Raw genomic sequence first — 24,898 nt, forward strand, 5'->3', positions numbered from 1 at the left:
AGGCGCCGGCCGGGGACCTCACACCGGCAGCTTTTCCGGATCCGCGGCGGCCAGAAATCCGCCGGACTGGCGCGACCAGAGCCGCGCATAAAGACCCTCCCGCGCGATCAGTTCGGCATGGCTGCCGATATCGACGATCCGGCCCTTGTCGAGCACCACCAACCGGTCGAGTTCCGCGATGGTCGAGAGCCGGTGCGCGATGGCGATGACGGTCTTGCCCTGCATGAGCGTCGAGAGCTGTTGCTGAATGACCGCTTCGACCTCGGAATCGAGGGCCGACGTCGCCTCGTCCAGCACCAGGATGGGCGCGTCCTTGAGCAGCACACGGGCGATGGCGATGCGCTGGCGCTGCCCGCCGGAGAGCTTCACGCCTCGTTCGCCGACGCGCGATTCGAACGCCTTGCGGCCATCCTGGTCGCCGAGGCCGAGGATGAAGTCATGCGCCGCCGCCTGCCGGGCCGCACGCGCGATCTCCTCATCGCCGGCGCCGATGCGTCCATAGGCGATGTTGTCGCCGATCGAGCGATGCAGCAGGGAATTGTCCTGCGTCACCATGCCGATCTGCGCCCGCAGCGAGTCCTGCGTGACATGGGCGATGTCCTGCCCGTCGATCAGGATGCGCCCGCCCTCCAGCGGGTAGAGGCGCAGCAGCAGGTTCACCAGCGTCGACTTGCCGGCACCGGACGGCCCCACGAGACCGATGCGCTCGCCCGGCGCGATGGCAAGGTCGAGCCCCTCGAACAGCCCGCCGGCCTTGCCGTAGTTGAAGCGGATCTTCTCGAAGCGGATCTCGCCCCTCTCCACCAACAGAGGCACCGCATCGGCCGCATCCGGCAGATCGTGCGGCTTGGCGATGGTCTCCATGCTCTCCTGCACGGAGCCGAGATTCTCGAAGATGCCGCGCACCAGATGGATCAGCCAGCTCGACATCTGCACCAGCCGCAGGACGAGGCCGATGGCAGCGGCGACCGCTCCCGGCGTCATCGCGCCATGGCTCCAGAGCCACAGCGAGAGCGCCGCCGTCGCCACCACCAGCATCGAGTTCATCGTCTGCAGGATGACGCTGACGCCGGTGATCAGCCGCGACAGGTTGAGGAAGGATTCGTTCCACCAGCCGAGCGATTCGCGCACGGCCGAGCGCTCGGCATCGGCTCGCGCGAACAGCTTCACCGTCAGGATATTGGTGTAGGCATCGACGATGCGCCCCGTCGTGCTGGAGCGTCCGAGCGAATTGGCCTCGGAGCGCTTTTTCGCGCGGGGCACGAAATAGGCCAGCAGCGCCACATAGGCGCCGAGCCAGAGGACGACCGGCAGCGCCAGCCACAGACTGGTCTTGCCGAAGAAACCGAGCGCGACGGTGGCAAAGATCAGCGCGTACCAGAGATCGTCGATGACCTCGATCGTCGCCCCGCGGATCGACTGCCCCGCCTGGATGACGCGCGCCGAGAGCCGGCCGGCGAAGTCGTTCTGGAAATAGGAGAGCGCGTGGCCGAGCGTGTAGACATGGTTGCGCCAGCGGATCTGGTTGGTGATCTGCGGCACCACCACTTGGTCGACGATGGCGTGGTTGGCGAAATAGATCAGCGGCCTGACCACGACGAGCAGGAACGCCGCGCCGATCAGCAGCCAGCCCTGGTCGCGCCAGATCGCCTCCGGCGTGCTGTGGGTCAGAAGGTCCACGAACCAGCCGACCATCAGGTACATCAGCGCCTCGATGCCGCTGAAGCCGAGGCCCGTCAGCATGATCAGGGCCATCCAGCCCTTCACGCCCTTGATGTGATGCCACATGAAACGCCAGACGCCGCGGGGGGGCACCTCCCGCTCGTCGAACGGGGCGAACACGTCGATGCGGCTCTCGAGCCAGCGGAACAGCGGGGCGAACATGAACCGCCCTCCTAGGCCGGCATCGTGGTGCAATTCAGCGCGTCATATGGGCTGGGCATGGCTCGCGCGCCAGCCTGCTTGACGCATGTCGCTCTGCCGCCTCATGACAGCAGCGATGTCTGCAACCTCGACGCGCCTCGCCCTGTTCCAGCCCGACATTCCCCAGAACACCGGCACGCTGATCCGCATGGCGGCCTGCCTCGGCTTTCCCGTCGACATCGTCGAGCCCGCGGCCTTCGACGTCTCGGACCGGCATTTCCGCCGCTCGGGCATGGATTACCTGGAGCGCGCCGCCGTCACCCGGCACGATTCCTTCGCCGCCTTCGATCTCTGGCGACGCGCGCAAGGACATCGGCTCGTCCTGGCGGAAACCGATGGAGAGACGCCGCTGCCCGAGTTCTCGTTCCAGCCCGGCGACATCGTCCTGGTCGGGCGCGAATCGGCCGGCGTCACCGCCGAGGTCCAGGCCGCCGCCGGCGCCAGCCTGCATATTCCGATGCGCCCCGGCTTGCGCTCGCTCAATGTCGCGCTCGCCGCAGCGATTGTCATGGGCGAAGCCTTGCGCCAGACAGGCGCCTTCCCGCACCGCGATGGATAGGCCGATGACCCCCCGCCGCCCCGCCGACCCCGCAGCCCCCGCCGATCCGGCGGTCGTCGAGGCGCTGAAGCCGCGCGCCGCCGCCTGGTTCGCAGAACTGCGCGACCGCATCTGCGCCGCCTTCGAGCAGGTCGAGAACGAGGCCACCGGCCCCTTCCCGCCGGAGGCCGATACCCCCGGCCGCTTCGTCCGCACGCCCTGGCAGCGCACCAACCATGACGGGACGCCCGGCGGCGGCGGCGTGATGTCGATCATGAAGGGCCGCGTTTTCGAGAAGGTCGGCGTGCATGTCTCGACCGTCCACGGGACGTTCCACCCGGATTTTGCCGGCCAGATTCCGGGCGCGGCGCAAGACCCGCGCTTCCACGCCACCGGGATCTCGCTGATCGCCCATCCCTGGAATCCGCACGCGCCGACCGTGCACATGAACACCCGCTTCGTGGTGACGACACGGCCCTGGTTCGGCGGCGGCGCCGACCTGACGCCCGTGCTCGACGCACGGCGCAGCCAGCAGGACGCCGATGCCCGCGATTTCCATGACGCGCTGCGGGCTCCCTGCGATGCCTTCCCGGCCGTGGCCGATTACGCGGACTTCAAGGCCTGGTGCGACGAGTATTTCTTCCTGAAGCACCGCAACGAGCCGCGCGGCATCGGCGGCATCTTCTACGACTATGTCTGGACAGGCGACGCCGAGGCGGATTTCGCCTTCACCCGCGCGGTCGGCGAGGCCTTCCTCGGCATCTACCCGGACATCCTGACGCGCAATCTCGCCAAGCCCTGGAGCGAGGCCGAGCGCCACGAGCAGCAGGTGCGCCGGGGCCGCTATGTCGAGTTCAACCTGCTCTACGACCGCGGCACGATCTTCGGCCTGAAGACAGGCGGAAACGTCGATTCGATCCTGTCCTCGATGCCGCCCACGGTGCGCTGGCCGTAAGGCGCCACGGCGTCAAGCCCGGGCCTGACGAAGCGCTTCCACCGCGGCACCGAGCAGCGCCATCTGCTCCTGCAAGCCGGGTGGGCAGCCGGCTTCGATCCAGCGGTGCCGTGCGGCTTCCAGGATCTGCCCGATGCGGGGGCCCGGCGGCACCTCGAGCCCGATGACGTCCTTGCCCGTGGGCGAAAAGACCGGCGTGCGGGCGAGTTCCGCGATCAGGCACTGCACACCTCCCCTTCGAGCATCATCTGCGGAGGTGTTGAGCAGGACGAGCGCGGCGGCAGCCGCGTCCGAGCCCAGGGCGAATGCCGCATGGCGCAAGGCTGCGAGAGCCGGCGCGCCAGCTTGACCCGCAAGGCGCTCCAGCGCGCGCCCGATCCGCTCGATCCGATCGAACTCCGCATTCGAGAGCCGCAGCCGCTCACGCAGCCTGAGAGCATCTTCCCGCACGCAGACAGCCAGCGCTGCCAGCCGGAACGCCGGAAAGACGTCGGCGCCGTCGTCCTCGGCCACGGCTGCGAAGCGCGACGGATGCGGCACGCCGCCGATGACCGGCATCAGCAGCCCGGCGCCGGCCATCGCCCGCACGGTCTCGGCAGCGCGCGGCGCGACGAGGAGCTTCATCGTTTCCGCCCGCACCCGTTCGCGCGACAGCCCCTCCAGCCCGTCGCGCCCGGCGATGCAGGCGGCGAGCCCGGCCGCGTCCGGCTCGCCGACGCCATACTGCGCCTGGAAGCGGAAGAAGCGCAGGATGCGCAGGTAATCCTCGCGGATGCGCGCCCTCGCATCGCCGATGAAGCGGATGCGCCGGGCGGCGAGATCGGCGAGGCCATCGCCATAATCATGCACCTGGCCCGCGCGGTCGAGGCCGAGCGCGTTGATGGTGAAGTCGCGCCGCAGGGCGTCGGCGGCGAAATCCCGCCCGAACATGACCTTGGCCCGGCGCCCATCCGTCTCGACATCATGCCTGAGCGTGGTGACCTCGAAGCTCTCGCCTTCGCCGACCAGCGTCACCGTGCCGTGCTCGATACCGGTCGGCACCGGCTTGAACCCCGCAGCCCGCCCGCGCCGCATCGTTTCCTCCGGCAGGGCCGTGGTCGCGAGATCGACGTCGCTCGCCTCCGTGCCGAGCAAGAGGTTCCGCACCGCCCCGCCGACGACGCGTGTTTCCTCGCCCTCTCCGTTCAGCGCCGCGAGCACACGCGCCAGCGCCGGGCGCTCAAGGAAAGCGGTGATCCGCGCCCGCATCTCGGGTGTCATCGGAACCGGCCGGGCACGAGAACCCCGTTTTCCATATGCGGCGGCTCATAGGCCCCGCGGTCGCGCTTCGCCACGAAGCCCTCGACGACGAGGAGGCCGATCGCCAGCACCAGCCCCGCCACGGCGAGCAGGAAGGCATGCCGGCTCCAATGCGCGATATCGAGCGGATTGCGCCGCTTCACCACGAGATAAGCGGCAAAGATGCAGAAGGGCAGAACGAAGAGCAGGACCTCTTCGATGATGGCGCGCAGCATGGCTTCTCTTTCAGCCCGCCAGCCGCTCGTAGAGATTGCGGATGATGCCGGCGGTGGCTCCCCAGATATAGCGATCCTCGAACGGCATCGCATAATAAGTGCGGAAATGGCCCTTCCACTCCCGCCCCTCGCGCCTGTGGTTGGCAGGGTCGAGCAGGAAGGACAGCGGCGTCTCGAAGGCCGCATCGACCTCGCTCGGGTTGAGCGTCAGCGAGAAGGGCGGCTCGACCAGCGCGACGACCGGAACGATGCGATAGCCGGTGCCGGTCAGATAGGCATCGAGGAAGCCGAGCGTGCTGATCCGCTCCCGCGACAGCCCGATCTCCTCCTCGGTTTCCCGGAGCGCGGTCACGACCGGGGAGCCATCGACCGCATCGACGCGCCCGCCCGGAAAGGCGACCTGTGCCGAATGGCTCCGCAGGGCCGCCGCGCGCTGGGTCAGCAACACCGTCGGCCCCTCCGGTCGCGGCACGACGCCGATGAGCACGGCCGCCGGAATGGCGCGTTCTTCGTCGGGAATCGGGAAGGGATGCTCTTGCCCCTCATGGTCGCCGCGTGGACGCGCGATCACGTCTCCGAGGGTGGGCGGGTCCGGGCGCAGACGTTCGCGGGCCAGCGCCGCGAAGCGCTCGGCGCTGAGATTCAGAGCCTTGCCGGTGGTCATGAGATATCGAGGCCCTCGATCTCGCGTGCCGGCAATGCCGGATAGAAGGTACCGCCGGCCGCGATGCCGAACTGCGCCTCGCCTCCGACCTCCCGGATTTCGCCCAGCGCGAGCAGATCATAGGTCAGCGCCCGCGTCAGCCGTGCCCACAGACCTCTGCGGACATGGACATAGGGTTTCAGCCCGTCCTTGGCCGCCCGCTCGAAGCGCAGGCCATGATCCGGGCCGACACTGACCAGATCGTCTACCGAGGTGCGCAGCGCGATGGCGCGCCCGTCGCCCTCGCCATCCACCTGCATCTCCACCGCCTGCAGGGGGGCGTCCTCAACCTGGATGCGCACCTTCTCCACCGGGGTCACGAGAAAGTGCTCGTCGCCCTCACGCTTCAGGACGGAGGAGAACAGCTTCACCAGGGCCGGCCGGCCGATCGGCGTGCCGAGATAGAACCAGGTGCCGTCCGCCGCCACCCGCATGTCGAGATCGCCGCAGAATGGCGGGTTCCAGCGCTCGACGGGCGGCGCCCCCCGGCGCTTGGTGTCGCCCAGCGCAGCCATGAGCCGTTCCATCGCAGGCCCCGAACTCATCGCCTGCCCCGCCTCGGCCGCCTGTGGCATCGTGGTTGCATCGCGTTTCCGCCTTGAACTCCACATAATCGTGAAGCGCTGTTTATGTGTACCGCAGCAATCGGTGCTTGAGCCAGCAAACCGGCCCGTCCACATTCAACCGGGAAGCGCCGCAACGGTTCGAATTCGGTATCGCCGGAATTCGGCAGCGACAAGCGCGATGCGCCGACACGAAGGAGATCGACATGGTGGCGCAGGCCCGCATGAACGAGAGCAACGCCCCGATCGATCTCGACAGCGGCGTCGTCGAGGCGGCGGAAGCGGCACTCGGCGCGATCGGCGCGGCCCGCAAGGAGATCGGCCAGGTCATCTTTGGGCAGCAGAAGGTCGTCGACCTGTCCTTGATCACGCTGCTGGCCGGCGGCCACGGACTGCTCGTCGGCGTGCCCGGCCTCGCCAAGACCAAGCTGGTCGAGGCGATGGGTACGGTGCTCGGCCTCTCGGCGCGGCGCGTCCAGTTCACGCCCGACCTGATGCCCTCCGACATCCTCGGCTCCGAGGTTCTCGACGAGAGCGCCGACGGCAGGCGTCATTTCCGCTTCATCAAGGGCCCTGTCTTCGCCCAGTTGCTGATGGCGGACGAGATCAACCGCGCCAGCCCCCGCACCCAGTCGGCCTTGCTGCAGGCGATGCAGGAGCACCACGTCACCGTGGCCGGCGAGCGCTACGACCTGCCCGCCCCGTTCCATGTGCTGGCGACGCAGAACCCGATCGAGCAGGAGGGCACCTACCCCCTGCCAGAAGCCCAGCTCGACCGCTTCCTGCTTGAGATCGACGTCGGCTATCCCGACCGCGAGGCCGAGCGCCGGATCCTGCTGGAGACGACCGGCGCCGCCGAATACCGGCCGACCCCCGCGATGACCGCCGAGACGCTGATGTCGGTCCAGCGTCTCGTGCGCCGCCTGCCGGTCGGCGAGGCCGTGGTCGATGCCATTCTCGATCTCGTCCGCTCCGCCCGCCCCGGCGAGGGCGACGCCGCCATCACCGAAAAGCTCGCCTGGGGTCCCGGCCCGCGCGCCAGCCAGTCGCTGACGCTGGCCGCCCGCGCCCGCGCCCTGGTCGAAGGCCGGCTCGCGCCCTCCATCGATGATGTCGCAGCGCTCGCCGTGCCGGTCCTGAAGCATCGCGTCGCTCTGACCTTCGCCGCCCGCGCCGATGGCGAGACCGTCGAGGGCGTCATCAGCCGTCTCGTGGAACGGCTGGGATAGGTTGATGCTGCGCACGCGTGTTCTCAGCCAGACCGAACGGCAGCCGGCGAGGCCGGTCCTCACCGCCTCGCTCGATCTGGCAGCGCGCCTGCCGCGGCTCATCCTCGAAGCGCGCCGCGTCTCGGCCAGCGTCCACGGCATCCATGGCCGCAGGCGCGCGGGACCCGGCGAAAGCTTCTGGCAGTATCGGCCGCTGGTCGCTGGCGAATCCGCCTCCCGCATCGACTGGCGGCGATCGGCCCGTGACGGCCACCTCTTCGTGCGCGAGCGGGAGTGGGAAGCCTCGCACACCGTCTGGCTCTGGATCGACCGCTCCGCCTCGATGGGCTTCGCCTCGTCCCTGGCTCAGGCGCCGAAGATCGACCGGGCGCTGGTGGCGGGCTTCGCGCTCGCGGAGACGCTGGTCGAGGGCGGCGAGCGCGTCGGCCATCTCGGCCTGACACGGCCGATGGCCTCTCGCAACATCATCGAATTGCTGGCGCAGGCCATCGCAGCGGATCGCCAGGGCGCCGAGGACGATCTGCCCCCGGCGGCACCGCTGCAGCGGCTTTCGGACGCCATCATCGTCACCGATGGGCTTTCGCCAGCCGATTCCCTGGCCGCTCGCATCCGGGCGCTCTCCGGCAGCGGGGCCCGCGGTCATGTTCTGCTGATCGCGGACCCGATCGAGGAAACCTTCCCCTTCACCGGGCAGGCCGAGCTCTTCGACCTGGAGGATGGGCTGGCGCTGCGCGTCGGCGACGCCGGGTCCTGGGGAGAGGACTATCGCCAGCGCCTCGCTGCCCATCGCGAGGCGATTCGCGAGGCCTGCCGCAAGGCCGGCTGGACCTTGACGCTCCACCGCACCGACCGCCCGACCAGCGAAGCCGTGCTGCGGGTTGCAAGCCTCGTCTCCGCGCGGGGGGCGAACTGATGGCTGCGGTCGACCTCAAGGCTCACCCATGCTGAGCGCCCTGCCCTTCACCTTCTCGGCGCCGCTGGCCTTGGCCGCGCTGGCCCTGCTGCCGGCGCTCTGGCTCATCCTGCGGGTCACCCCGCCCCGGCCGCGCCGGATCGACTTTCCGCCGCTGAAGATCATGGCCGATCTCGTCGCCAGGCGTGAGCTGCCGGCCCATACGCCCTGGTGGCTGCTGGCCCTGCGGATGGCGATCGCGGCGTTGGCCATCCTTGCCGTCGCGGGCCCGGTCTGGAACCCGCCGCGCGAGGCCGCGGCTGTTCGCGGGCCGATGCTGCTGGTGATCGACAACGGCTTCGGCGCGGCCGGCGACTGGTCCGACCGCATCGCCGTGGCCGAATCCCGCATCGCGGCCGCCACCCGCGAGGGTCGCACCGTCGCGGTTCTCGGCCTGGCCGAAAACCCGGCCGAGATCGCGCTGTCCGATCCGCGCGCCGCGCTGGAGAAGCTGCGCGCGCTGCCGCTGGAGCCGCATGCGCCGGACCGGGCCGCGCATGGGCCCCGCATCGAGAATTTCCTGCGCGCCCAGCCGCAGGCCGAGCTGGTCTGGGTCACGGATGGCCTCGCGATCCGCGACGAGAGCCCCTTCCTCGCGCAACTGAAGCCGCTGGCGGATGCCGGCCGCCTCGCCATCCATGCCGCCCCCGCTGACCAGATCGCGCTTGCGGCCCCGGAAAACCAGGCCGGCGCGCTGACGGTCAAGGTGCTACGTCCGAACCCCGCCGCCGCGGCGACCGGGCAGGTTCGCGCGCTCGACCTCAAGGGCCTTTCGCTCGGGGAGGCGCCGTTCATCTTCGAAGGCAACGCGCTCGAGACCAGCGCCCGTCTCACTTTGCCGATCGAGGTCCGCAACGCGGTCTCACGGCTGGAGGTGCTGGGCCAGCGCAGCGCCGGCGCCGTGGCGCTGCTCGACGACAGCGCCAAGCGCCGCCGGGTCGGCATCGTCTCCGGCACCACCGCCGACACCGCGCAGCCGCTGCTGTCGCCGACCTATTACGTCTCCCGCGCGCTCCAGCCCTATGCCGATGTCCGCCAGCCGCGGCAGGGCTCGACCGATCCGGTCGGCGAGCTCTTGGCCCAGAATCTCTCCGTGCTGGTGCTGGCCGATATCGGCGCGCTCGACCGCGACACCACGGGCAAGGTCGAGGATTTCGTGCGCCGCGGCGGCGTGCTGCTGCGCTTCGCCGGCCCGCGCCTCGCCACCGCCTCGGACGAGCTGACGCCGGTCCGGCTGCGGCGCGGCGGCCGCACGCTGGGCGGCGGCCTCTCCTGGGACACACCGCGCAAGCTTGCCGCCTTCACGCGCGAGAGCCCCTTCTACGGCCTGACCATCGGCGAGGATCTCCGCGTCAACCGCCAGATCCTCGCCGAGCCCGAACCTGAGCTCTCCCGCAAGACCTGGGCGGCGCTGGAGGACGGCACGCCCGTCGTCACCGGCGAGCGGCGCGGAGACGGCCTGATCGCGATGTTCCACGTCACCGCCGACACCACCTGGTCGAACCTGCCGCTCTCGGGCCTTTTCGTCGAGATGCTACGCAAGGTCGTCAATCTCTCGGGAACAGGCCCCGCCCCTGCGACGCAGGGCGACGAAACCCGTGTCGAGACGCTCTCGCCCACCCGTGTCCTCGACGGCCTGGGCCAGTTCCGCACGCCGCCGCCGACGAGCCAGCCGGTCGCGCGCAGCTTCACCGGCCGCGCCAGCCTGCTGCATCCGCCCGGGCTCTACGGCCCCAGCGAAAGCTCTCTGTCCGTGAACGCGCTGGCTCCCGCCGACAAGCTCGCCGCGCTGGACCTAGCCGGCCTCGGCGCGCCCGTCCTGCCGATCAGCGAGCCGGTGGCGCGCGACATGCGCCCGCTGCTCCTCGTGCTGGCCCTGCTGCTGCTTGTGGCCGACACGCTGGCGACACTCTGGCTCGGCGGCCGGCTCGGACTGCGCCGGGCGCGAAAAGCCGTCGCGCCGGCCGCGATCCTGCTCGCCTTGACGGTCGGCGGCTTCGGCCTGCCGGATGCCGCGCGTGCCCAGACGCCGCCACCACAACCGAACCAGCAGCAGGCGCTGCCGCCGATCCCGCGCGAGCTGCTCGCCAATGGCGCGATGACCCGACTCGCCTATGCCGTCACCGGCGACAGGGCGGTCGACGACATGTCGAAAGCGGGCCTGACCGGGCTCAACACCATCCTTGCCGCCCGCACCGCGCTGGAGCCGGGCGATCCGGTCGGTGTCAATGTCGAGCGCGACGAGCTCGCCTTCTTCCCGGTGCTCTACTGGCCGATCGTGGCGGGCCGCCCGATCCCGGCGCCCGACATGCTGCGCAAGCTCGAAGCTTACATGAAAGGCGGCGGCCTCGTGATCTTCGACACGCGCGATGCGATGAGCGCCAGGCCGGGCGGCGGGACGACTCCCGAAGGCGACCAGCTCAAGCGCATGCTGCAGACTCTCGATATCCCTGAGCTGGAGCCGCTGCCGCGCGACCATGTGCTGACCAAGACCTTCTATTTGCTCGACGGCCTCGTCGGCCGCTACGACACCGGCACCACCTGGGTCGAGGCGCTCCCGCCGGCCGATGAGGAAGGCCGCCGCCCGGCGCGCGCCGGCGACAATGTCTCGCCGATCGTCATCACCTCCAACGATCTCGCCTCGGCCTGGGCGATCGACCGGCGCGGCGAAGGGCTCGTGCCGCTCTCCGGCGGAGACCCGCGCCAGCGCGAAATGGCCCTGCGCGGCGGCGTCAACCTCGTGATGTACGCGCTGACCGGCAACTACAAGGCAGACCAGGTCCATGTCCCGGCCCTGCTCGAAAGGTTGGGGCAGTAGCGATGTGGAGCCTCTCCTTCACGCCGCTGGTGCCGCTGCCGCTGCTGATCGGGCTTGCCGTTCTGGCGGCGCTGGCCGCCGGCGCCGCCATCGCTCTGGCCGGCCGCAGCGCCGTTCTGCGCGCGGTCGCCCTCCTGATCCTGGCGGTCGCGCTCGCCGATCCGTCGCTCGTCTTCGAGGACCGTGAGCCAGTCAAGGACGTCGTCCCGATCGTGGTCGATCGGTCGGCCTCGAACCGCCTTGCCGATCGCACGGCCCAGACCGACGCGGCGGTCGCCGAGGTCGAGCGGCAGTTGCGCGGCATTCCGGGCATCGAGCCGCGCGTCGTCGAAGTGCAGGACGCGCAAGGCTCCAGCGACGGGACGCGCCTCTTCGAGGCGCTGACCAACAGCCTCTCCGATGTCCCCTCGGAGCGTGTCGCCGGCGCCATCGCCATCACCGACGGGCTCGCCCACGACACTCCCCCCAATGCCGAGGCGCTGGGGCTCAAGGCGCCGCTGCATGTCCTTGCCACCGGCCGCAATGCCGAGATCGACCGGCGCATCGTGCCGGTGGATTCCCCGCGCTTCGGCATCGTCGGCAAGGACCAGATCATCCGGCTGCGCGTCGTCGACAAGGGCGGCCCCGGCCGCGCCGGGCTGACGATCCGCCGCGACGGAGAGGTGATCGCGCGCCGCGAGGTGGCCACCGGGCAGGTCGTCCAGGTCCCGGTGCGGATCGACCGGGGCGGGCCGAACGTGGTCGAGATCGAGGCCTCGCCGCTCGACAACGAGCTGACGCTCGCCAACAACCGCGCGGTCATCACCATCGAAGGCGTCAGGGACAAGCTGCGCGTCCTGCTCGTCTCGGGCGAGCCGCATCCGGGCGAGCGCACCTGGCGCAACCTGCTGAAGGCCGACGCCAATGTCGACCTCGTCCATTTCACCATCCTCAGGCCGCCGGAGAAGCAGGACGGCACGCCGATCAACGAGCTGTCGCTGATCGCCTTCCCGACCCGCGAGCTGTTTCAGGTGAAGATCAAGGAATTCGACCTGATCATCTTCGACCGCTACGCCAACCAGTCGATCCTGCCGCTGGTCTATTTCGACAACATCGTCCGCTATGTCCGCGACGGCGGCGCGCTCATGGTCGCCGCCGGCCCGGAATATGCCGGCCAGCAGACGCTCGCGCGCACCCCGCTCGGCCAGATCCTGCCGGCGGTGCCGGATGGCAGCGTCATCGACGAGGCCTACAAGGCCCGCGTCAGCGATCTCGGCAAGCGCCACCCCGTCACCCGCGATCTGCCGGGCTCCGAGGTCGAGCCCCCGCGCTGGGGCGAATGGCTGCGCATGGTCGGCGCCCAGGCCCGGGCCGGCGCCACCCCGGTCATGACCGGCCCCGGCGACAAGCCGCTTCTGATGCTCTCGCGGGAGCAGAAGGGCCGCGTCGCGCTCTTCCTCTCCGATCATGAATGGCTGTGGGCGCGCGGCTTCCGCAATGGCGGCCCTTATCTCGACCTGCTGCGGCGCCTGAGCCACTGGCTGATGAAGGAACCCGAGCTCGAGGAGGAGGCGCTGCGCGCCAGCGTGCGCAACGGGCAGATCGAGGTCGAGCGCCAGACGCTGGGCGAGAACCCGGGACCGGTGACGGTCTCCGGCCCCGACGGCAAGAGCCGGCAGGTGCCGCTCGAAGCCGGCCGGCCCGGTCTCTTCACCGCCCGCATCCCGACGACGCAACAGGGGCTCCACCGCCTCACCGCCGACAACCTCACGGCTTTCGCCAGCGTCGGCCCCGAAAACCCGCGCGAGCTGATGGAGGTCGTCAGCGACCCGCAGGCTCTGGCGGCCCTCGCCCAGGCCACCGGCGGCTCCTCCCGCCGCATCGGCCGGGAGGGCGATTCGGGCGTGAATATCCCGCGCATCGTGCCGATCCGTTCGGGCAGCCAGTTTGCCGGGGCCGACTGGGTCGGGCTCAGGATCAGCGATTCCGGCATCGTGAGGGGCGTGCAGATCTCGCCGCTCTTTATCGGATTGATCGGGCTCGTGGTGCTGTTCGGCGCGCTCGTCGCCGGCTGGGTCGGCGAAAGCGGGCGGCGCTTCGGGCGCAAGGCCTGAGAGAGCAGGACGCCTTGCCCGGGTTCGGCCCGAGCATCGCAGAAGCGCTCTGGCGCTTCGCCCTGCATGAAATTCTCGGGTCGATGCTCCGCATCGCCCGAGAATGACGATCGTCTACCGCGCCGACGTGACCGCACCCTTGCGCTGCGCCATGACGCCCTCGACCAGCTCCAGCGCCAGGAACCGCGCCGGATCGGCCGGGCCCGGCAGGACGAGCTGCCCGGGCGGGATCACCCTGAAGCCGAAGCGGGCATAATAAGGCGCGTCCCCGACCAGCATGATCAGATCGTGCCCGGCCTCGCGCGCAGCCTCGATCGACCGGTTCATCAGCGCCGCCCCGATGCCGCGCCCCTCGAAGGCGGGATCGACCGTCAGCGGCCCCAGCATCAGCGCCTTGTGGCCGCCCGCGATCACGGGCGTGACCTTGACCGCGCCGACGAGGAAGGTGCCGACATGGGCGGCGAAGGACAGCGCCGGATCGGCCGGCACGCCCTCGCGCAGGCGGAAAGCGGTGCGCGCGAAGCGGCCCGGCCCGAAGGCGCGTTCATGCAGCCGCTCGATGGCGGCCTGGTCCACGGGCAGTTCGTGGCGGATGGTCAAAGGCAGGGATGTCATGGCGACCGGGAAACACAGCGGCAGCGGGAAGGACGAAGGCCGGCGCGCGAGCGCACGAACCCGAAAGGCGCGTTCAGCGCGTCGGTCGTCGCAGGTCGCTGGGGCTGTGCAGAGCGGTCATGGAGCGGGCCTGTAACAGAGCGGCCCGCCCACGTCCATCGCTTCATCGGCAACCTTGCGGCAGCTTGCGGCCAGGGCGGCGATGCGGTCCATTCGTTCCGAGGCCGGGACCAGACGAACCAAACGCGGTGAGCGCCTCGCTCAGGCGCCCGATCCCGCTCGCAAGCCTTATGGGAGGACATCATGGTCAAGATGCTGATGCGCGCGGGGCTGGCGGCGCTGGTCGCGAGCTGCGCCCTGCCCGCCCTCGCCCAGCAACCGTCGCCGGAGCGGAAGAGCCCGCCACGTGACGAATTCTTCTGGCTGGGCGAGCTCAACAAGGCGAGCACCGTCATCAACAGCGAGCAGGGCCTGCTCGACAAGGCTCTGGCCCCTAAGATCGCGAAGGGCATCGCCAGGGTGATCGAGGCCGGCAACCAGCCCGGCGCCAGGCGCCCCTCCACCGTCATCACCTTCGAGCCGCTGATGATCAAGGAGGCAGGCGTCGAGGTCACGCTGATCCATGCCGGCCGCTCGAGCCAGGACATGCACGCGACCTATCGCGCCGCGATCATGCGCGACCGGCTGCTGGCGCTGGCCGACCAGCTCGCCCGCACCACGCGCACCATGGTCGAGCTCGCGGCCGCCCATCGGGACACGGTCGTGCCGAACTACACCAACGGCGTCGCCGCCCAACCCAACAGCTACGGGCACTATCTGCTCGGCCTCGCCGCCGGCTTCGACCGCGACGCCCAGCGCATCCGCGAGACCTATGCCCGTGTCGATCTCTCGCCGATGGGCACGACCGTGCTGAACGGCACGAGCTGGCCGCTCGACCGCGCGCGGATGGCCGATTATCTCGGCTTCGCGGGCCTCGTCGACAATGCCTATGACGCCTCGCAGATCGCAGCGGCCGACTTGCCGGTCGAGACAGGCGCCATCGTCACGAGCATCGCGCTTCACACCGGCGGCTTCATCCAGGACGTGATGACGCAATATGCGCAACCCCGTCCCTGGATCCTGTTGCGCGACGAGGGCGGCATGACCGGCGGCGGCACCACCTACGTCTCCAGCGCGATGCCGCAGAAGCGCAATCCGGGCCTGCTCAACGGCACGCGTGAGGAGGCTTCCGAAGCGCTGGCGCTGGCGACGGGGCCGGTGTTCAAGGCCCACAATATCCCGCCCGGCATGCCCGACGCCAAGAGCGCCAAGGCCAACAGCGCCATGATCGACGCCGGCACGCGCACGCTGCAGCGGCTCGACCGCATCCTGAAGGCGCTGGCCATCGACCCGCAAAGGGCGCTGGACGAGCTCAACAGCGACTGGACGGCCTCGCAGGAACTCGCCGACGTGCTGATGCGCAAATACCACCTGCCTTTCCGTGCCGGGCACCATTTCGCGTCCGAGGTCGTCGATTACGCCAAGGCCAACGGCATCAGGCCGACCGACTTCCCCTATCCGCAGGCGCAGGCGATCTACCGCAAGGCGGCGGCCGAGGCGCAGCTGTCGCCTGCCGAGCTGCCGATGAGCGAGGCGGAATTCCGCGCGACGCTGGACCCCGTCGCGATCGTCAGGAACCGCGCCACCTCTGGCGGCCCGCAGCCGGCCGAAATGGACCGCATGCTGGCTCAGGCGCGCCAACGGCTCGACCGGCACGACAGCTGGATCAAGGAAAAGCGCCAGCGTATCGCCGACGGGCTGGCCAGACTCGACGGGGATTTCGCGAAGCTGGTTAACGCACCCTGACCTCTCGGCACTCCCGCCATCGCCTACCAGTCGGCGGTCGGCGGGGCCCCGGTCGAGATCTCGTGGAGACGGCGGCGCGTCGCTGCCGTCGTTCCGGCTGGCAACGCGTCGAGCGGAAAAAAGCCGATCTCGGCGATCTCCCGGTCAGGCTGCTTGATCGCAGTGACGGTAAAGTCGCGCAGGGTGAAGACCGCGACATGGTCCCGCCGCGACATGCCGCGATTGAAGAAGATGCCGTGGAGGGAGAGCGGACCCGCTGCGTCTATCGCCGCTTCTTCCATCAATTCCCGCACCGCAGCCTCGAGCATGGTCTGACCGACCTCCACCCCGCCGCCCGGAAAATGCCAGCCATCGACATAGGTATGCCTGAGCAGCAGGACCTCCCGCTCCTCGCGGATCACCACGACGCGCACGCCCAGCGTCATCGCCCGCGTCATGCGAAAATAGAGATGCAGCAGGCGCGTCAGGACGCGCTGCGGAAGCGATCGTGCTGCCTCTTGCTCATGCTGCATCCGGATTGTCCTCGCGCGATTCTCAACGGCGGGTTAATTGTCTATGCAATTGACGCATAACGGACCTGGGGCAGACCCCGTTGTCTTGTCACACGCGCGGCACAAATAGAGCAGATACCGCCGTCGTCATCACCGGGGACCCTTATCATGCTGCTCTCGTTCATCATCGCCCGCCTGAGGGCCAAGCCCGCCTACACCTGGAAGCCCGCCGTCACCATGACCGATTCGCGGATCGTGTCGGAACTGACCGGCGCCGCCAACTGATCGCCCGCAGCTGCCGCCCGCACCGCGCCGATTTGCGCGCTTGACGGGCGGGCTGCCGCGGGGGCAAGCGCTGGAGCGTGTTTAAGCTCGCGCATCTGTCCGACCCGCATCTCGGCCCGCTCGCGGGCTTCTCTCTGCATCAACTGCTCGGCAAGCGCGCCACCGGTTACATCAACTGGCGCCGCAAGCGACGGCACGCCCATGACATGGATGTCCTGGCGCGCATCGTCGCCGATATCCATGCCGAGGCGCCGGACCACATCGCCTGCACCGGCGACGTCTCGCATATCGGCCTGCCGAACGAATTCAAGACCGCCGTCGCCTTCCTCGACACGCTCGGCCCGCGCGAGACGGTCAGCTTCGTCCCCGGCAACCACGACGCCTATGCCCGTTCCTCGCTGAAGGCCCTGGCCGAGCTGCTGGCGCCCTGGAGCGGCAGCGACGATGGCGGCGCCGGCTATCCCTGGTATCGCCGCCGCGGCCCGGTCGCGCTGATCGGCGTCAGCAGCGCGGTGCCGACCTTGCCTTTGCTGGCGACAGGCCGCGTCGGCCGCGAGCAGACGGCGCGCACCGCCGCCCTGCTCGACCGTGCGCGCGACGAGAACCTGATCCGCGTCGTGCTGATCCATCACCCGCCCTATCCCGGCGGCGCGCGGCGCTCCCGCGAACTGGTCGATGCCGAGCGCTTCGAGACGATGCTGCGGCTGAAGGGCGCGGACCTCGTCCTGCACGGCCACAACCACACCTTCTCTTTGGCTTGGCGGCAGGGGCCGGAGCGCGATTTCCCGATCGTCGGCGTGCCCTCGGCGTCGCTCGGCCCCCGCGGCCATGGCGAACTCGCCGCCTGGCACCTCTTCCGGATCGCGGGGGACGGCAAGGCGCCGCGCATCACGCTGGACCAGCGGGGCTGCGACCTCGCCGGCCTGGTGGTGCGCCGGCAGGAAATTGCGCTGATGGGCGAGGCAGTCGGCAATCGCCAATAGGCCGTCGGGCGTCCTTTCCGGCCTACTGCCTACAGCCCACTGCCGCTCCTCCCTCAGATGCAGCGGCCGCCGTCGACCGTCAGAACCGTGCCCGTCACCATCTCGGCTTCGTCCGAGCAGAGGAAGACCGCGGCGTGGCCCATGTCCTGCGGCGTCGAGAGCCGGCCCCACGGGATCGAGGCGCGGAACTGGGCGCGCTTCTCGGGCGTGTCCTCGCCCATGAAGGTCGCCAGCAGCGGTGTCTCGCCCGCCACGGGCGCGATGGCGTTGACGCGGATGCGGTCCGGGGCGAGTTCCACGGCCATCGACTTCGACAAGAGGTTCACCGCCCCCTTGGAGCCGTTGTACCAGGCGAGGCCCGGCCGGGGCCGCACGCCGGCCGTCGAGCCGATGTTGAGGATCACGCCGCCGCCATGCTCCCGGAAATGCGGGACCGTCGCCTTGGCCATCAGGTAGATCGACTTCACATTGACGGCGAAGACCCGGTCGAACTCCTCCTCCGTCACGTCGAGCATCGGCTGGTTGCGGTGGCTGATCCCGGCATTGTTGACGACGATGTCGAGGCGCCCGAAGGCCGCGAGCACCTCCGCAACGGCAGCGTCCACGCTCGCCGCCCGCCCGACATCGCAAGTCGCCGCGATGGCGCCCTCGCCCAGCGCGGCGGCGGCCTCCTCGGCCTTCTCGCCATTGATGTCGAGCACCGCGACCCGCGCGCCCTCGCGCAGAAAAGCCTGCGCGATGCCGAGCCCGAAGCCTTGCGCCCCGCCGGTCACCAGCGCCGTCTTGCCCTTGAGTCTCATGGTCCAGTCCTCGTGCTGTGTGGTTGCGCGATGTTTGAAGCGATCGGCCGCGGCGGTAAATGCGTTTTGACGCAGGGACGGATACGGAAATGGGATGGCTCGCCGTCATTCTCGGGCGGCGCGGCGCGCCATCCTCGGCTGAAACCCGAGTGCGACGGAGAGACTACGCCCCCAGCTCCTCGCGCAGCATCTCCAGCTCGAGCCAGCGCTCCTCGGCCGTGCCGATCTCCCGCGCAACCTCCTCCAGCCGCGCCGTCGCCTTGGCGAAGAGCTTCGGGTCGCGGGTATAGAGATCGCCGGCCACGGCCGCGTTGAGCTTGGCGGCTTCGGCCTGCAAGGCTTCGATCGTCTTGGGCAGCGTCTCCAGAGCATGCTTCTCGTTGAAGGAGAGCTTGCGCTTGGCGACCGACGCGGGAGCAGCCGCCGGGGCGGCCTTGACCGCGGCAGGCGCCGGCTTCTCTGGCGTGCGCGCCTTCGCTCCGACGCCGCGTCCGCGCTGCCTGAGCATGTCCGAATAGCCACCGGCAAACTCGGTCCAGACGCCATCGCCGTCCGAGATCAGCACGGCCGAGACGACGCGGTCGATGAAGTCGCGGTCATGGCTGACCAGCAGCACCGTGCCCTGGTAGTCAGCCAGCAGCTCCTGCAAGAGGTCGAGCGTCTCGAGGTCGAGATCGTTGGTGGGCTCGTCCAGCACCAGAAGGTTTGAGGGCTTGGCCAGAGCGCGGGCCAGCATCAGCCGGCCGCGCTCACCGCCCGACAGGGCCCCGACCGCCGTACCCCGCTGCAGCGGCTGGAACAGGAAGTCCTTCATGTAGGAGATGACATGCCGCGGCTGGCCGCCGACCATCACCTGGTCCGAGCCACCACCGGTCAGCGCATCGCCCAGCGGCGTCGCCGGATCGAGGCTCTCGCGGCGCTGGTCGAGCGTCACCATTTCGAGCGCCGTGCCGAGCTTCACCTTCCCGGTATCGGGCTTCAGCCCGCCGGTGAGCAGGTTGATCAGCGTCGTCTTGCCGGCGCCGTTCGGCCCGACGATGCCGATCCGGTCGCCGCGCGCGACGCGCAGCGACAGGTTCTTGACCACGACGTTGTCGCCATAGGCCTTGGAGACGTCGATAGCCTCGATGACGAGCTTGCCGGAGGTCTGCGCCTCGCTCGCTTCCAGCCGGACATTGCCCTGGGCCCCGCGCGTGTTGCGCCGCTGATCGCGCAAGGCATGCAGCTCACCGAGCCGCCGCTGGTTGCGGGTGCGCCGCGCGCTGACGCCATAGCGCAGCCAGTCCTCCTCGCGGGCGATCTTGCGGTCGAGCTTGTGGCGGTCGAGCTCCTCCTGCGCCAGCACCTCGTCGCGCCAGGCCTCGAACTCCCCGAAGCCTTTCTCCATCCGCCGTGTCACGCCGCGATCGAGCCATATGGTGGCCCGCGACAGCGATGTCAGGAAGCGGCGGTCATGGCTGATCAGCACCATCGCAGAGCGCAGCGATTTCAGCTCCTGCTCCAGCCATTCGATCACCGGCAGGTCGAGATGGTTGGTCGGCTCGTCCAGCAGCAGGATGTCGGGCTCCGGCGCCAGCACGCGGGCGAGCGCGGCGCGGCGGGACTCCCCGCCCGACATGGTGGCAGGGTCCTCCAGCCCGGTGAGCCCGAGTTCGTCGATCAGATATTGCGCGCGGTAGGCATCGTCGCCCGGCCCGAGCCCGGCTTCGACATAGGCGAGCGAGGTCTTGTAGCCGGTGAAGTCCGGCTCCTGCGGCAGATAGCGGATGGTCGCGCCGGGCTGGACGAAGCGCTCGGCATGATCGGGCTCGACGATGCCGGCCGCGATCTTGAGCAGGGTCGACTTCCCCGAGCCGTTGCGCCCGACGAGGCAGACGCGCTCCCCGGCCGAGACGGCGATCTCGGCGGACTCGAGCAGCGGCTGTCCGCCGAAGGTGAGCGCGACGTCGCGCAGATGCAGCAAGGGGGCCATGTCTCTTCCGATGAGCAGGACGTCTGGTCCTGTGAACAGGGGAGCGGGATAGACCGGCGGGGCCTCCCTGTCACCTTGGGCGGCAATGGCACGGCGCTTGCGGAGGGCGCCGGACATCTTATCCTGCCCTCGACGCACCACGGAACGCCAGCCATGCCTTCAGCCCGCAAGCGCCCGATCGGGATCGGCCATAATGGCGGCCCACCCCTGAAGGAGCGCAAGCGCCGCTCGACGCTGGGACCGGGTGCCATCGGCCGGACCTTCGACTGGCGCTTCGCCCACCGCAAGGCCTGGAAGAAGCCACGGGAAATCGCCATCCGCCGGCAGGAGAACGCGGACGCGCTCGGCCTGACCTATGAAGAATATGCGCTCGAGATCATGGAGCGCGGCTATTATCCGCAGCCCGAGCATGTCGAGACGATCAAGGCCATGCGCCCGCAGCGGATCCGGGACAATGGCGTCGTCGGACAATCGCTGAAGCGCGCCAAGCTGGACTAGCCGCCGAGCCGGCGCCGGAAGATCCGCGTCATCGGCCGCTCGAACCAGCGATGGATCAGCAGCGCGGCCACGATCGCGCCGGTCAGCGCGATCAGGATGTAAAGCTCCGGAGACAGGCCGCCGGCCCGCAGCGCGATTTCGCGCAGGCCGCGGATGACGAAGGGGTGGACGAGATAGAGCGCGTAGGACGCGTCGCCGATCATCGCCAGCGTGCGCACCGGCTGCGGCGGCATCGGCCCGTCCCGCCCGCAGGCGGCCGCCAGCACGAGCAGGATGGCGGCCGAGCCGTTCCAGGCGACGACGCTCCAGGTCCCCGCCCCCTCACCGCGATGCGCGGCGGCTACCAAGACCGCGATCCCGCCGAGGGCGACCAGCACGCGCAGCGCGCCATGCAGGCGAAGCCCTCTCCGGCGGAGCAGCGCGATGCCCATCCCGGCCGCGAATTCGAGCACGATCGGCTGGCCCCAGAAGCCGAAGGGCAGCGGCAGCGGCCCCGCAAGGCTCTCGCTCGCCACCAGCGCCGCGAGCGCCAGCACGACGGCCGGCAGGGTCCACCGCGCCGGCAGCAACAGGGCGCCGGCGAAGACGACGTAGAACAGCATCTCGTAGTTCAGCGTCCAGCCCAGGGAATAGACTGGCTGCACCACGCCTTGCGTCGAGAGCATCGGCCAGAACAGGTAGGAGCCGGCGATCTGCGCGAGACTCGGCGTACCCGAATTCAGCACCGACGGACTGACGAGGGCGATGAGCAGGAAAGCGCTGGTCATCGCCCAGTAGAGCGGCACGATCCGCGCCAGCCGGCGCCTCAGGAAGACGCCGCTCGCTCCGGCGCGGCCGAACAGGTCCTGCGAGGCATGGACCATGATGAAGCCGGACACGACGAAGAAGATATCGACGCCCGCCATCCAGGGCAGGAGATCGCTGCGCTGGAAGGAGTGTCCGGTCGCCTCCGCCAGCAGCGCGGCATCGGGCTGCACATGATGGATCGCGACCATGAGCGCCGCGAGCGCGCGCAGGACCTGGATGGAGGAGATGGGCTGCACGCGGGATCTTCGTTCGGGCTGGCGAGCGGACCCGCTCAGCCAAACCACAACCGCTTGGGATCGTCGAGGCCGAAGCGCTGCAGATGGGCGGCGATGGCGGCAAGGCCCTGCTCGGCGGCGTCCTGCGCCGTCACGACATGCAGCGGGATGCGCGCCATCAGCTCCTCCATCGGCGGCTTGCCGGTGAAGACGGACCTGATCGTCGCCCTGTCTGCGAGGGGCATTAGATGCGGCGCGATGCCGCCGGCGATGAACACCCCCCCGGTTGCCTTGAAGGCGAGAGCCAGATCGCCCGCCACGCGCGCCAGCAGGCGCCAGAAACAGACCGCCGTCATCAAGGCTGCCGGGTTTCCGTCGAGAGCGAGGCGGCTGATGTCGGCGGCGCTGACATCCGGCTCCAGCATGCCCGAGGTCGCGGCCACGGCCTTGTGCAGCCGCACCAGCCCGTCGCCGCTGAGCAGCGTCTCGACCGTGACCCGCGGCTCCTTCGCCATCAGGGCCGGCCAGATGCGTTGTTCGGCGGGGTCCTCGGGACCGAGGCCGATATGGCCGCATTCCGTCGGGATGAGGAAGCCGCGCTCGCCATGCGTCAGGAGCGCGGAAGCGCCGAAGCCGGTCCCCGGCCCGAGGACCAGGCGAACGCCGCCGGCCTCCGGCTCGCCGGCGATCAGCGTCTCGACATCGCCCGGACGGAGCACGGCAAGTGACGCGGCCAGCGCCTCGAAATCATTGACGAGCAGTCCCTGCCTGAGGCCGAGCGCCTCGGCGATGCGCGGGCCGTCGAAGCTCCAGCTCGCATTGGTTAGCTGGGCGGTGCGCCCCTCGAGCGGCCCCGCCACGGCCAGGAGCGCGGAAAGAGGCCGCTGGGGCAGTGTCGCGACAACGCTTTCGAAGGCCTCCTCTGCCGTCATGAAGCTGCCCGTGCCGATGCGGGCCAGATGACGGTGCGGCCGGTCCGGGTCCTCGACGATCGACAGCCGGCAATTGGTGCCGCCGATATCGGCGATCAGCACCGGATAGGCGATCGAGGGCGGGCGCATCACAGCGGCTTCCGGAACGGCGCGAACCAGCCGAGACCTTCCAGCGTGCCATGGGCCGGCCGGTACTCGCAGCCGACGAAGCCGCCATAGCCGAGTCCGTCCAGCTCGGAGAACAGCGCGGGATAATCCGGGCCCGACGCATCCGGCTCATGCCGTCCGGCGGCGCTGGCGATCTGCACATGCCCGACGAGCGGATAGAGCGCCCTGAGCTTGCCCGGCACGTCGCCATGGATCAGCTCGCAATGATACATGTCGAACTGGAGCCTGACGTTGGGCCGGCCGGCCTCCCGCACATAAGCCGCTGCGCGCTCGAAATCGTTGAGGAAATAGCCCGGCATGTCCTTGCCGTTGATCGGCTCGAGCAGCAGGTCGATGCCGTGCTCGCCCAGCTTGTCGGCGGCATAGGCCAGCGATTCGCGATAGGCCTTCTCGGCGGCCGGATCGTTCGGATCGGCGATGCCGGCCATCATGTGGACACGCTTCACGCCGGTCTCATGGACATAGGGCAGCGCCGTATCGAGCGACGCGCGGAACTCTGCCTCGCGCCCCGGCAGCGCCGCGATGCCGCGCTCGCCCCTGGTCCAGTCGCCGGGCGGCAGGTTGAACAGCGCCTGTTCCAGCTCCCCGCCGGCAAGCGCGAGGCCCACCTGCTCGGGAGCGTGGTCATAGGGGAACAGGAATTCGACCGCCTCGAAGCCGGCCTCCGCGGCCGCCTTGAAGCGATCCAGAAAATCCCATTCGGTGAACATCATCGAGAGGTTGGCGGCAAAGCGCGGCATGGTCATCCCAGGCGTCGAGGCATCGTTGATCGCAGGCTAGCCTGTGAAGACGCCCGCGTCATGCCACAACGCGAGGGGGTGGTCCCGCGTTCCGATGATGAGGCAGCGATCCACACCCCGCGCCGTCATCCCGGGCGACCGCAGGGAGGCCCGGGATCGATGCCGGAGCGCTTCCGATCAGGGTTCCGGCATGGAATCCGGACCGGCGCCGCTGCCGCGGCTTGTCCGGGATGACTCGAGCTGGAGCAACGCTCGCCAGTGGAGCGAGGACGAGAACCTACTTCTTCTCCGGCTTTGCCGGCGGATTGGGATCGGCCGAGAAGTGGCGGAAGACCATGTCCGGCGAGGAGGTGTTGTGGCGCGAGTAGTTGGTGCGCCCCATCCAGACATCGGTCGCCTTGCCGCCCTGGAACGGCATCAGCGGCTCCTCGCGCCAGCCCTTGGCGCCGGGCTCGCGGATGGCGATGCGGGCGACATCGTTGTTGAACTCGGTGACGTACATCGAGCGCAGCGCGACGAAGCCCTTGCCCTCGCCCACCGGCTTGTCGAGCACGGCGTCCAGCACCATCCGGTTCTCGTCGACGCTGGCGAGCGTCAGCGTGCCGGAATTGCCGTCCTTGTAGTGCATCTTGAAGGAGATCGTCTTCGGGTCGAACTCGATCTCCTTGATGTTCACGACCGGGCGCCCCTCCTGCTCGATCGGCCCGAACAGGAAGGAAGAGCCATAGGAGTTGAAGCCGAGGGTCTGCGGCGGCATCGGCCGGGCGCGCCAGTAGCCGTCCTGCGGATAGACGACCAGCACCTCGTAGGACTTGTCCTTGCCGAGCTTCCAGAGCTGGACGAGATGCAGCCCCTTCTCGACCCGGTCGCCGACGCGGAACGTCGTGTCGGCCGGGCGCCAGAAGGTCGGGAAGGTGTAGCCGACCAGCCAGTAGTCGATGCTCTCCCAGAAGGTGACGCGCCGGGGTGGCGTGGGCGGCGCGAAGGCTGGGTCTCCCTTCATGTCGCAATTGGTCCAGTCGGCGTCCCAGTTGTCGCGCACGAGGCCGGCCGCGTAGGCGGGGTGCGCGGCCTCGATCTGGAAGCGGCGGACCTCCGGCGAGATCGCCTTGATGGTGACGTTGTCCTTCTCCGCGCAGGCGACGGGCTCGGACTCGTTCTTCACCTCGACGGCGACGTCGCCTGCGGCATGGGCCGGCGCGGCGAGGCCGAGGCAGAGAAAAAAGGCGGCGGCGCTGAGGCGCGAAACGATCATTGCT

22 protein-coding genes are annotated in these 24,898 nt (G+C 69.4%); 9 read left to right on the forward strand and 13 right to left on the reverse strand.

What is annotated here, in order from left to right; all coding sequences use genetic code 11:
- Positions 1–18: 18 nt before the first annotated feature.
- Positions 19–1,884, reverse strand: coding sequence for an ABC transporter ATP-binding protein (locus BW981_RS07145; RefSeq protein WP_076437565.1), 1,866 nt, complete (start codon positions 1,882–1,884; stop codon positions 19–21).
- A 115-nt stretch (positions 1,885–1,999) separates the two neighbouring features.
- Between BW981_RS07145 and BW981_RS07150 the strand changes: the two genes are divergently transcribed.
- A complete protein-coding gene (locus BW981_RS07150) occupies positions 2,000–2,482 on the forward strand; it encodes a tRNA (cytidine(34)-2'-O)-methyltransferase (protein WP_076437810.1) in 483 nt (160 codons plus the stop codon).
- A 4-nt stretch (positions 2,483–2,486) separates the two neighbouring features.
- Positions 2,487–3,416 (forward strand): oxygen-dependent coproporphyrinogen oxidase, encoded by a 930-nt coding sequence (gene hemF / locus BW981_RS07155; RefSeq protein ID WP_076437567.1) that lies wholly within the window; start codon positions 2,487–2,489, stop codon positions 3,414–3,416.
- Between the two features lie 12 nt (positions 3,417–3,428).
- Here hemF and BW981_RS07160 read toward each other — a convergent pair whose 3' ends face one another.
- Genes BW981_RS07160 through BW981_RS07175 form a run of 4 tightly spaced genes read right to left on the reverse strand, consistent with a single transcriptional unit; the run spans position 3,429 to position 6,148 of the window.
- Positions 3,429–4,676, reverse strand: a complete 1,248-nt coding sequence (locus BW981_RS07160; protein WP_076437569.1) for a CCA tRNA nucleotidyltransferase — start codon at positions 4,674–4,676, stop codon at positions 3,429–3,431.
- The gene (locus BW981_RS07165) at positions 4,673–4,930 is read right to left on the reverse strand and encodes a DUF6111 family protein (protein ID WP_076437571.1); all 258 of its coding nucleotides are present in this window, start codon (positions 4,928–4,930) and stop codon (positions 4,673–4,675) included. Before BW981_RS07165 ends, BW981_RS07160 begins: the two co-directional genes overlap by 4 nt.
- 10 nt (positions 4,931–4,940) lie before the next feature.
- Positions 4,941–5,594: a CoA pyrophosphatase gene (locus BW981_RS07170; protein ID WP_076437573.1), complete on the reverse strand. Its 654-nt coding sequence runs from the start codon at positions 5,592–5,594 to the stop codon at positions 4,941–4,943.
- On the reverse strand, positions 5,591–6,148 hold the full coding sequence (locus BW981_RS07175; RefSeq protein ID WP_244560246.1) for a DUF1285 domain-containing protein: 558 nt from the start codon (positions 6,146–6,148) through the stop codon (positions 5,591–5,593). The genes BW981_RS07170 and BW981_RS07175 overlap by 4 nt, the downstream gene beginning before the upstream one ends.
- 254 nt (positions 6,149–6,402) lie before the next feature.
- Between BW981_RS07175 and BW981_RS07180 the strand changes: the two genes are divergently transcribed.
- From BW981_RS07180 to BW981_RS07195, 4 genes are read left to right on the forward strand one after another with little or no spacing between them, the layout of a single operon-like run.
- The gene (locus BW981_RS07180) at positions 6,403–7,425 is read left to right on the forward strand and encodes an AAA family ATPase (protein WP_244560247.1); all 1,023 of its coding nucleotides are present in this window, start codon (positions 6,403–6,405) and stop codon (positions 7,423–7,425) included.
- 4 nt (positions 7,426–7,429) lie between these two features.
- Positions 7,430–8,338, forward strand: a complete 909-nt coding sequence (locus BW981_RS07185) for a DUF58 domain-containing protein (RefSeq protein WP_076437577.1) — start codon at positions 7,430–7,432, stop codon at positions 8,336–8,338.
- Positions 8,339–8,366: 28 nt separating this feature from the next.
- Positions 8,367–11,195: a DUF4159 domain-containing protein gene (locus BW981_RS07190; RefSeq protein ID WP_076437579.1), complete on the forward strand. Its 2,829-nt coding sequence runs from the start codon at positions 8,367–8,369 to the stop codon at positions 11,193–11,195.
- A gap of 2 nt (positions 11,196–11,197) precedes the next feature.
- Positions 11,198–13,288 carry a hypothetical protein gene (locus BW981_RS07195; RefSeq protein ID WP_076437580.1) on the forward strand — a complete coding sequence of 697 codons (2,091 nt, stop codon included), beginning with the start codon at positions 11,198–11,200 and terminating at the stop codon, positions 13,286–13,288.
- A 114-nt stretch (positions 13,289–13,402) separates the two neighbouring features.
- On the opposite strand, the gene BW981_RS07200 is transcribed toward BW981_RS07195, so the two are convergent.
- The gene (locus tag BW981_RS07200) at positions 13,403–13,903 is read right to left on the reverse strand and encodes a GNAT family N-acetyltransferase (protein WP_076437582.1); all 501 of its coding nucleotides are present in this window, start codon (positions 13,901–13,903) and stop codon (positions 13,403–13,405) included.
- 303 nt (positions 13,904–14,206) lie between these two features.
- Between BW981_RS07200 and BW981_RS07205 the strand changes: the two genes are divergently transcribed.
- Positions 14,207–15,748, forward strand: a complete 1,542-nt coding sequence (locus tag BW981_RS07205; protein ID WP_076437584.1) for an argininosuccinate lyase — start codon at positions 14,207–14,209, stop codon at positions 15,746–15,748.
- A 23-nt stretch (positions 15,749–15,771) separates the two neighbouring features.
- On the opposite strand, the gene BW981_RS07210 is transcribed toward BW981_RS07205, so the two are convergent.
- Positions 15,772–16,260 carry an NUDIX domain-containing protein gene (locus tag BW981_RS07210; protein ID WP_076437586.1) on the reverse strand — a complete coding sequence of 163 codons (489 nt, stop codon included), beginning with the start codon at positions 16,258–16,260 and terminating at the stop codon, positions 15,772–15,774.
- A 341-nt stretch (positions 16,261–16,601) separates the two neighbouring features.
- On the opposite strand from BW981_RS07210, the gene BW981_RS07215 reads away from it, so the two are divergent.
- Positions 16,602–17,507 carry a metallophosphoesterase family protein gene (locus BW981_RS07215; RefSeq protein WP_076437588.1) on the forward strand — a complete coding sequence of 302 codons (906 nt, stop codon included), beginning with the start codon at positions 16,602–16,604 and terminating at the stop codon, positions 17,505–17,507.
- A gap of 53 nt (positions 17,508–17,560) precedes the next feature.
- Here BW981_RS07215 and BW981_RS07220 read toward each other — a convergent pair whose 3' ends face one another.
- Both BW981_RS07220 and BW981_RS07225 read right to left on the reverse strand, forming a co-directional pair.
- The gene (locus BW981_RS07220) at positions 17,561–18,307 is read right to left on the reverse strand and encodes a glucose 1-dehydrogenase (RefSeq protein WP_076437590.1); all 747 of its coding nucleotides are present in this window, start codon (positions 18,305–18,307) and stop codon (positions 17,561–17,563) included.
- Between the two features lie 163 nt (positions 18,308–18,470).
- On the reverse strand, positions 18,471–20,279 hold the full coding sequence (locus tag BW981_RS07225) for an ABC-F family ATP-binding cassette domain-containing protein (protein WP_076437592.1): 1,809 nt from the start codon (positions 20,277–20,279) through the stop codon (positions 18,471–18,473).
- Between the two features lie 153 nt (positions 20,280–20,432).
- On the opposite strand from BW981_RS07225, the gene BW981_RS07230 reads away from it, so the two are divergent.
- On the forward strand, positions 20,433–20,777 hold the full coding sequence (locus tag BW981_RS07230; protein WP_076437594.1) for a hypothetical protein: 345 nt from the start codon (positions 20,433–20,435) through the stop codon (positions 20,775–20,777).
- On the opposite strand, the gene BW981_RS07235 is transcribed toward BW981_RS07230, so the two are convergent.
- The 4 genes from BW981_RS07235 to BW981_RS07250 all read right to left on the reverse strand — a co-directional run bounded on the left by BW981_RS07235 (position 20,774) and on the right by BW981_RS07250 (position 24,894).
- Positions 20,774–21,820, reverse strand: coding sequence for an acyltransferase family protein (locus BW981_RS07235; RefSeq protein WP_244560248.1), 1,047 nt, complete (start codon positions 21,818–21,820; stop codon positions 20,774–20,776). The two genes, BW981_RS07230 and BW981_RS07235, sit on opposite strands and share 4 nt — an antisense overlap.
- A 35-nt stretch (positions 21,821–21,855) precedes the next feature.
- A complete protein-coding gene (locus tag BW981_RS07240; protein ID WP_076437595.1) occupies positions 21,856–22,860 on the reverse strand; it encodes a glucokinase in 1,005 nt (334 codons plus the stop codon).
- Positions 22,860–23,639: a 2-oxo-tetronate isomerase gene (gene otnI, locus BW981_RS07245; protein WP_076437815.1), complete on the reverse strand. Its 780-nt coding sequence runs from the start codon at positions 23,637–23,639 to the stop codon at positions 22,860–22,862. Before otnI ends, BW981_RS07240 begins: the two co-directional genes overlap by 1 nt.
- 277 nt (positions 23,640–23,916) lie before the next feature.
- Positions 23,917–24,894 carry a hypothetical protein gene (locus BW981_RS07250; RefSeq protein ID WP_076437597.1) on the reverse strand — a complete coding sequence of 326 codons (978 nt, stop codon included), beginning with the start codon at positions 24,892–24,894 and terminating at the stop codon, positions 23,917–23,919.
- Positions 24,895–24,898 lie beyond the last annotated feature (4 nt).

The organism is Allobosea sp. TND4EK4 (genome assembly GCF_900156025.1).
GTDB lineage: Bacteria > Pseudomonadota > Alphaproteobacteria > Rhizobiales > Beijerinckiaceae > Allobosea.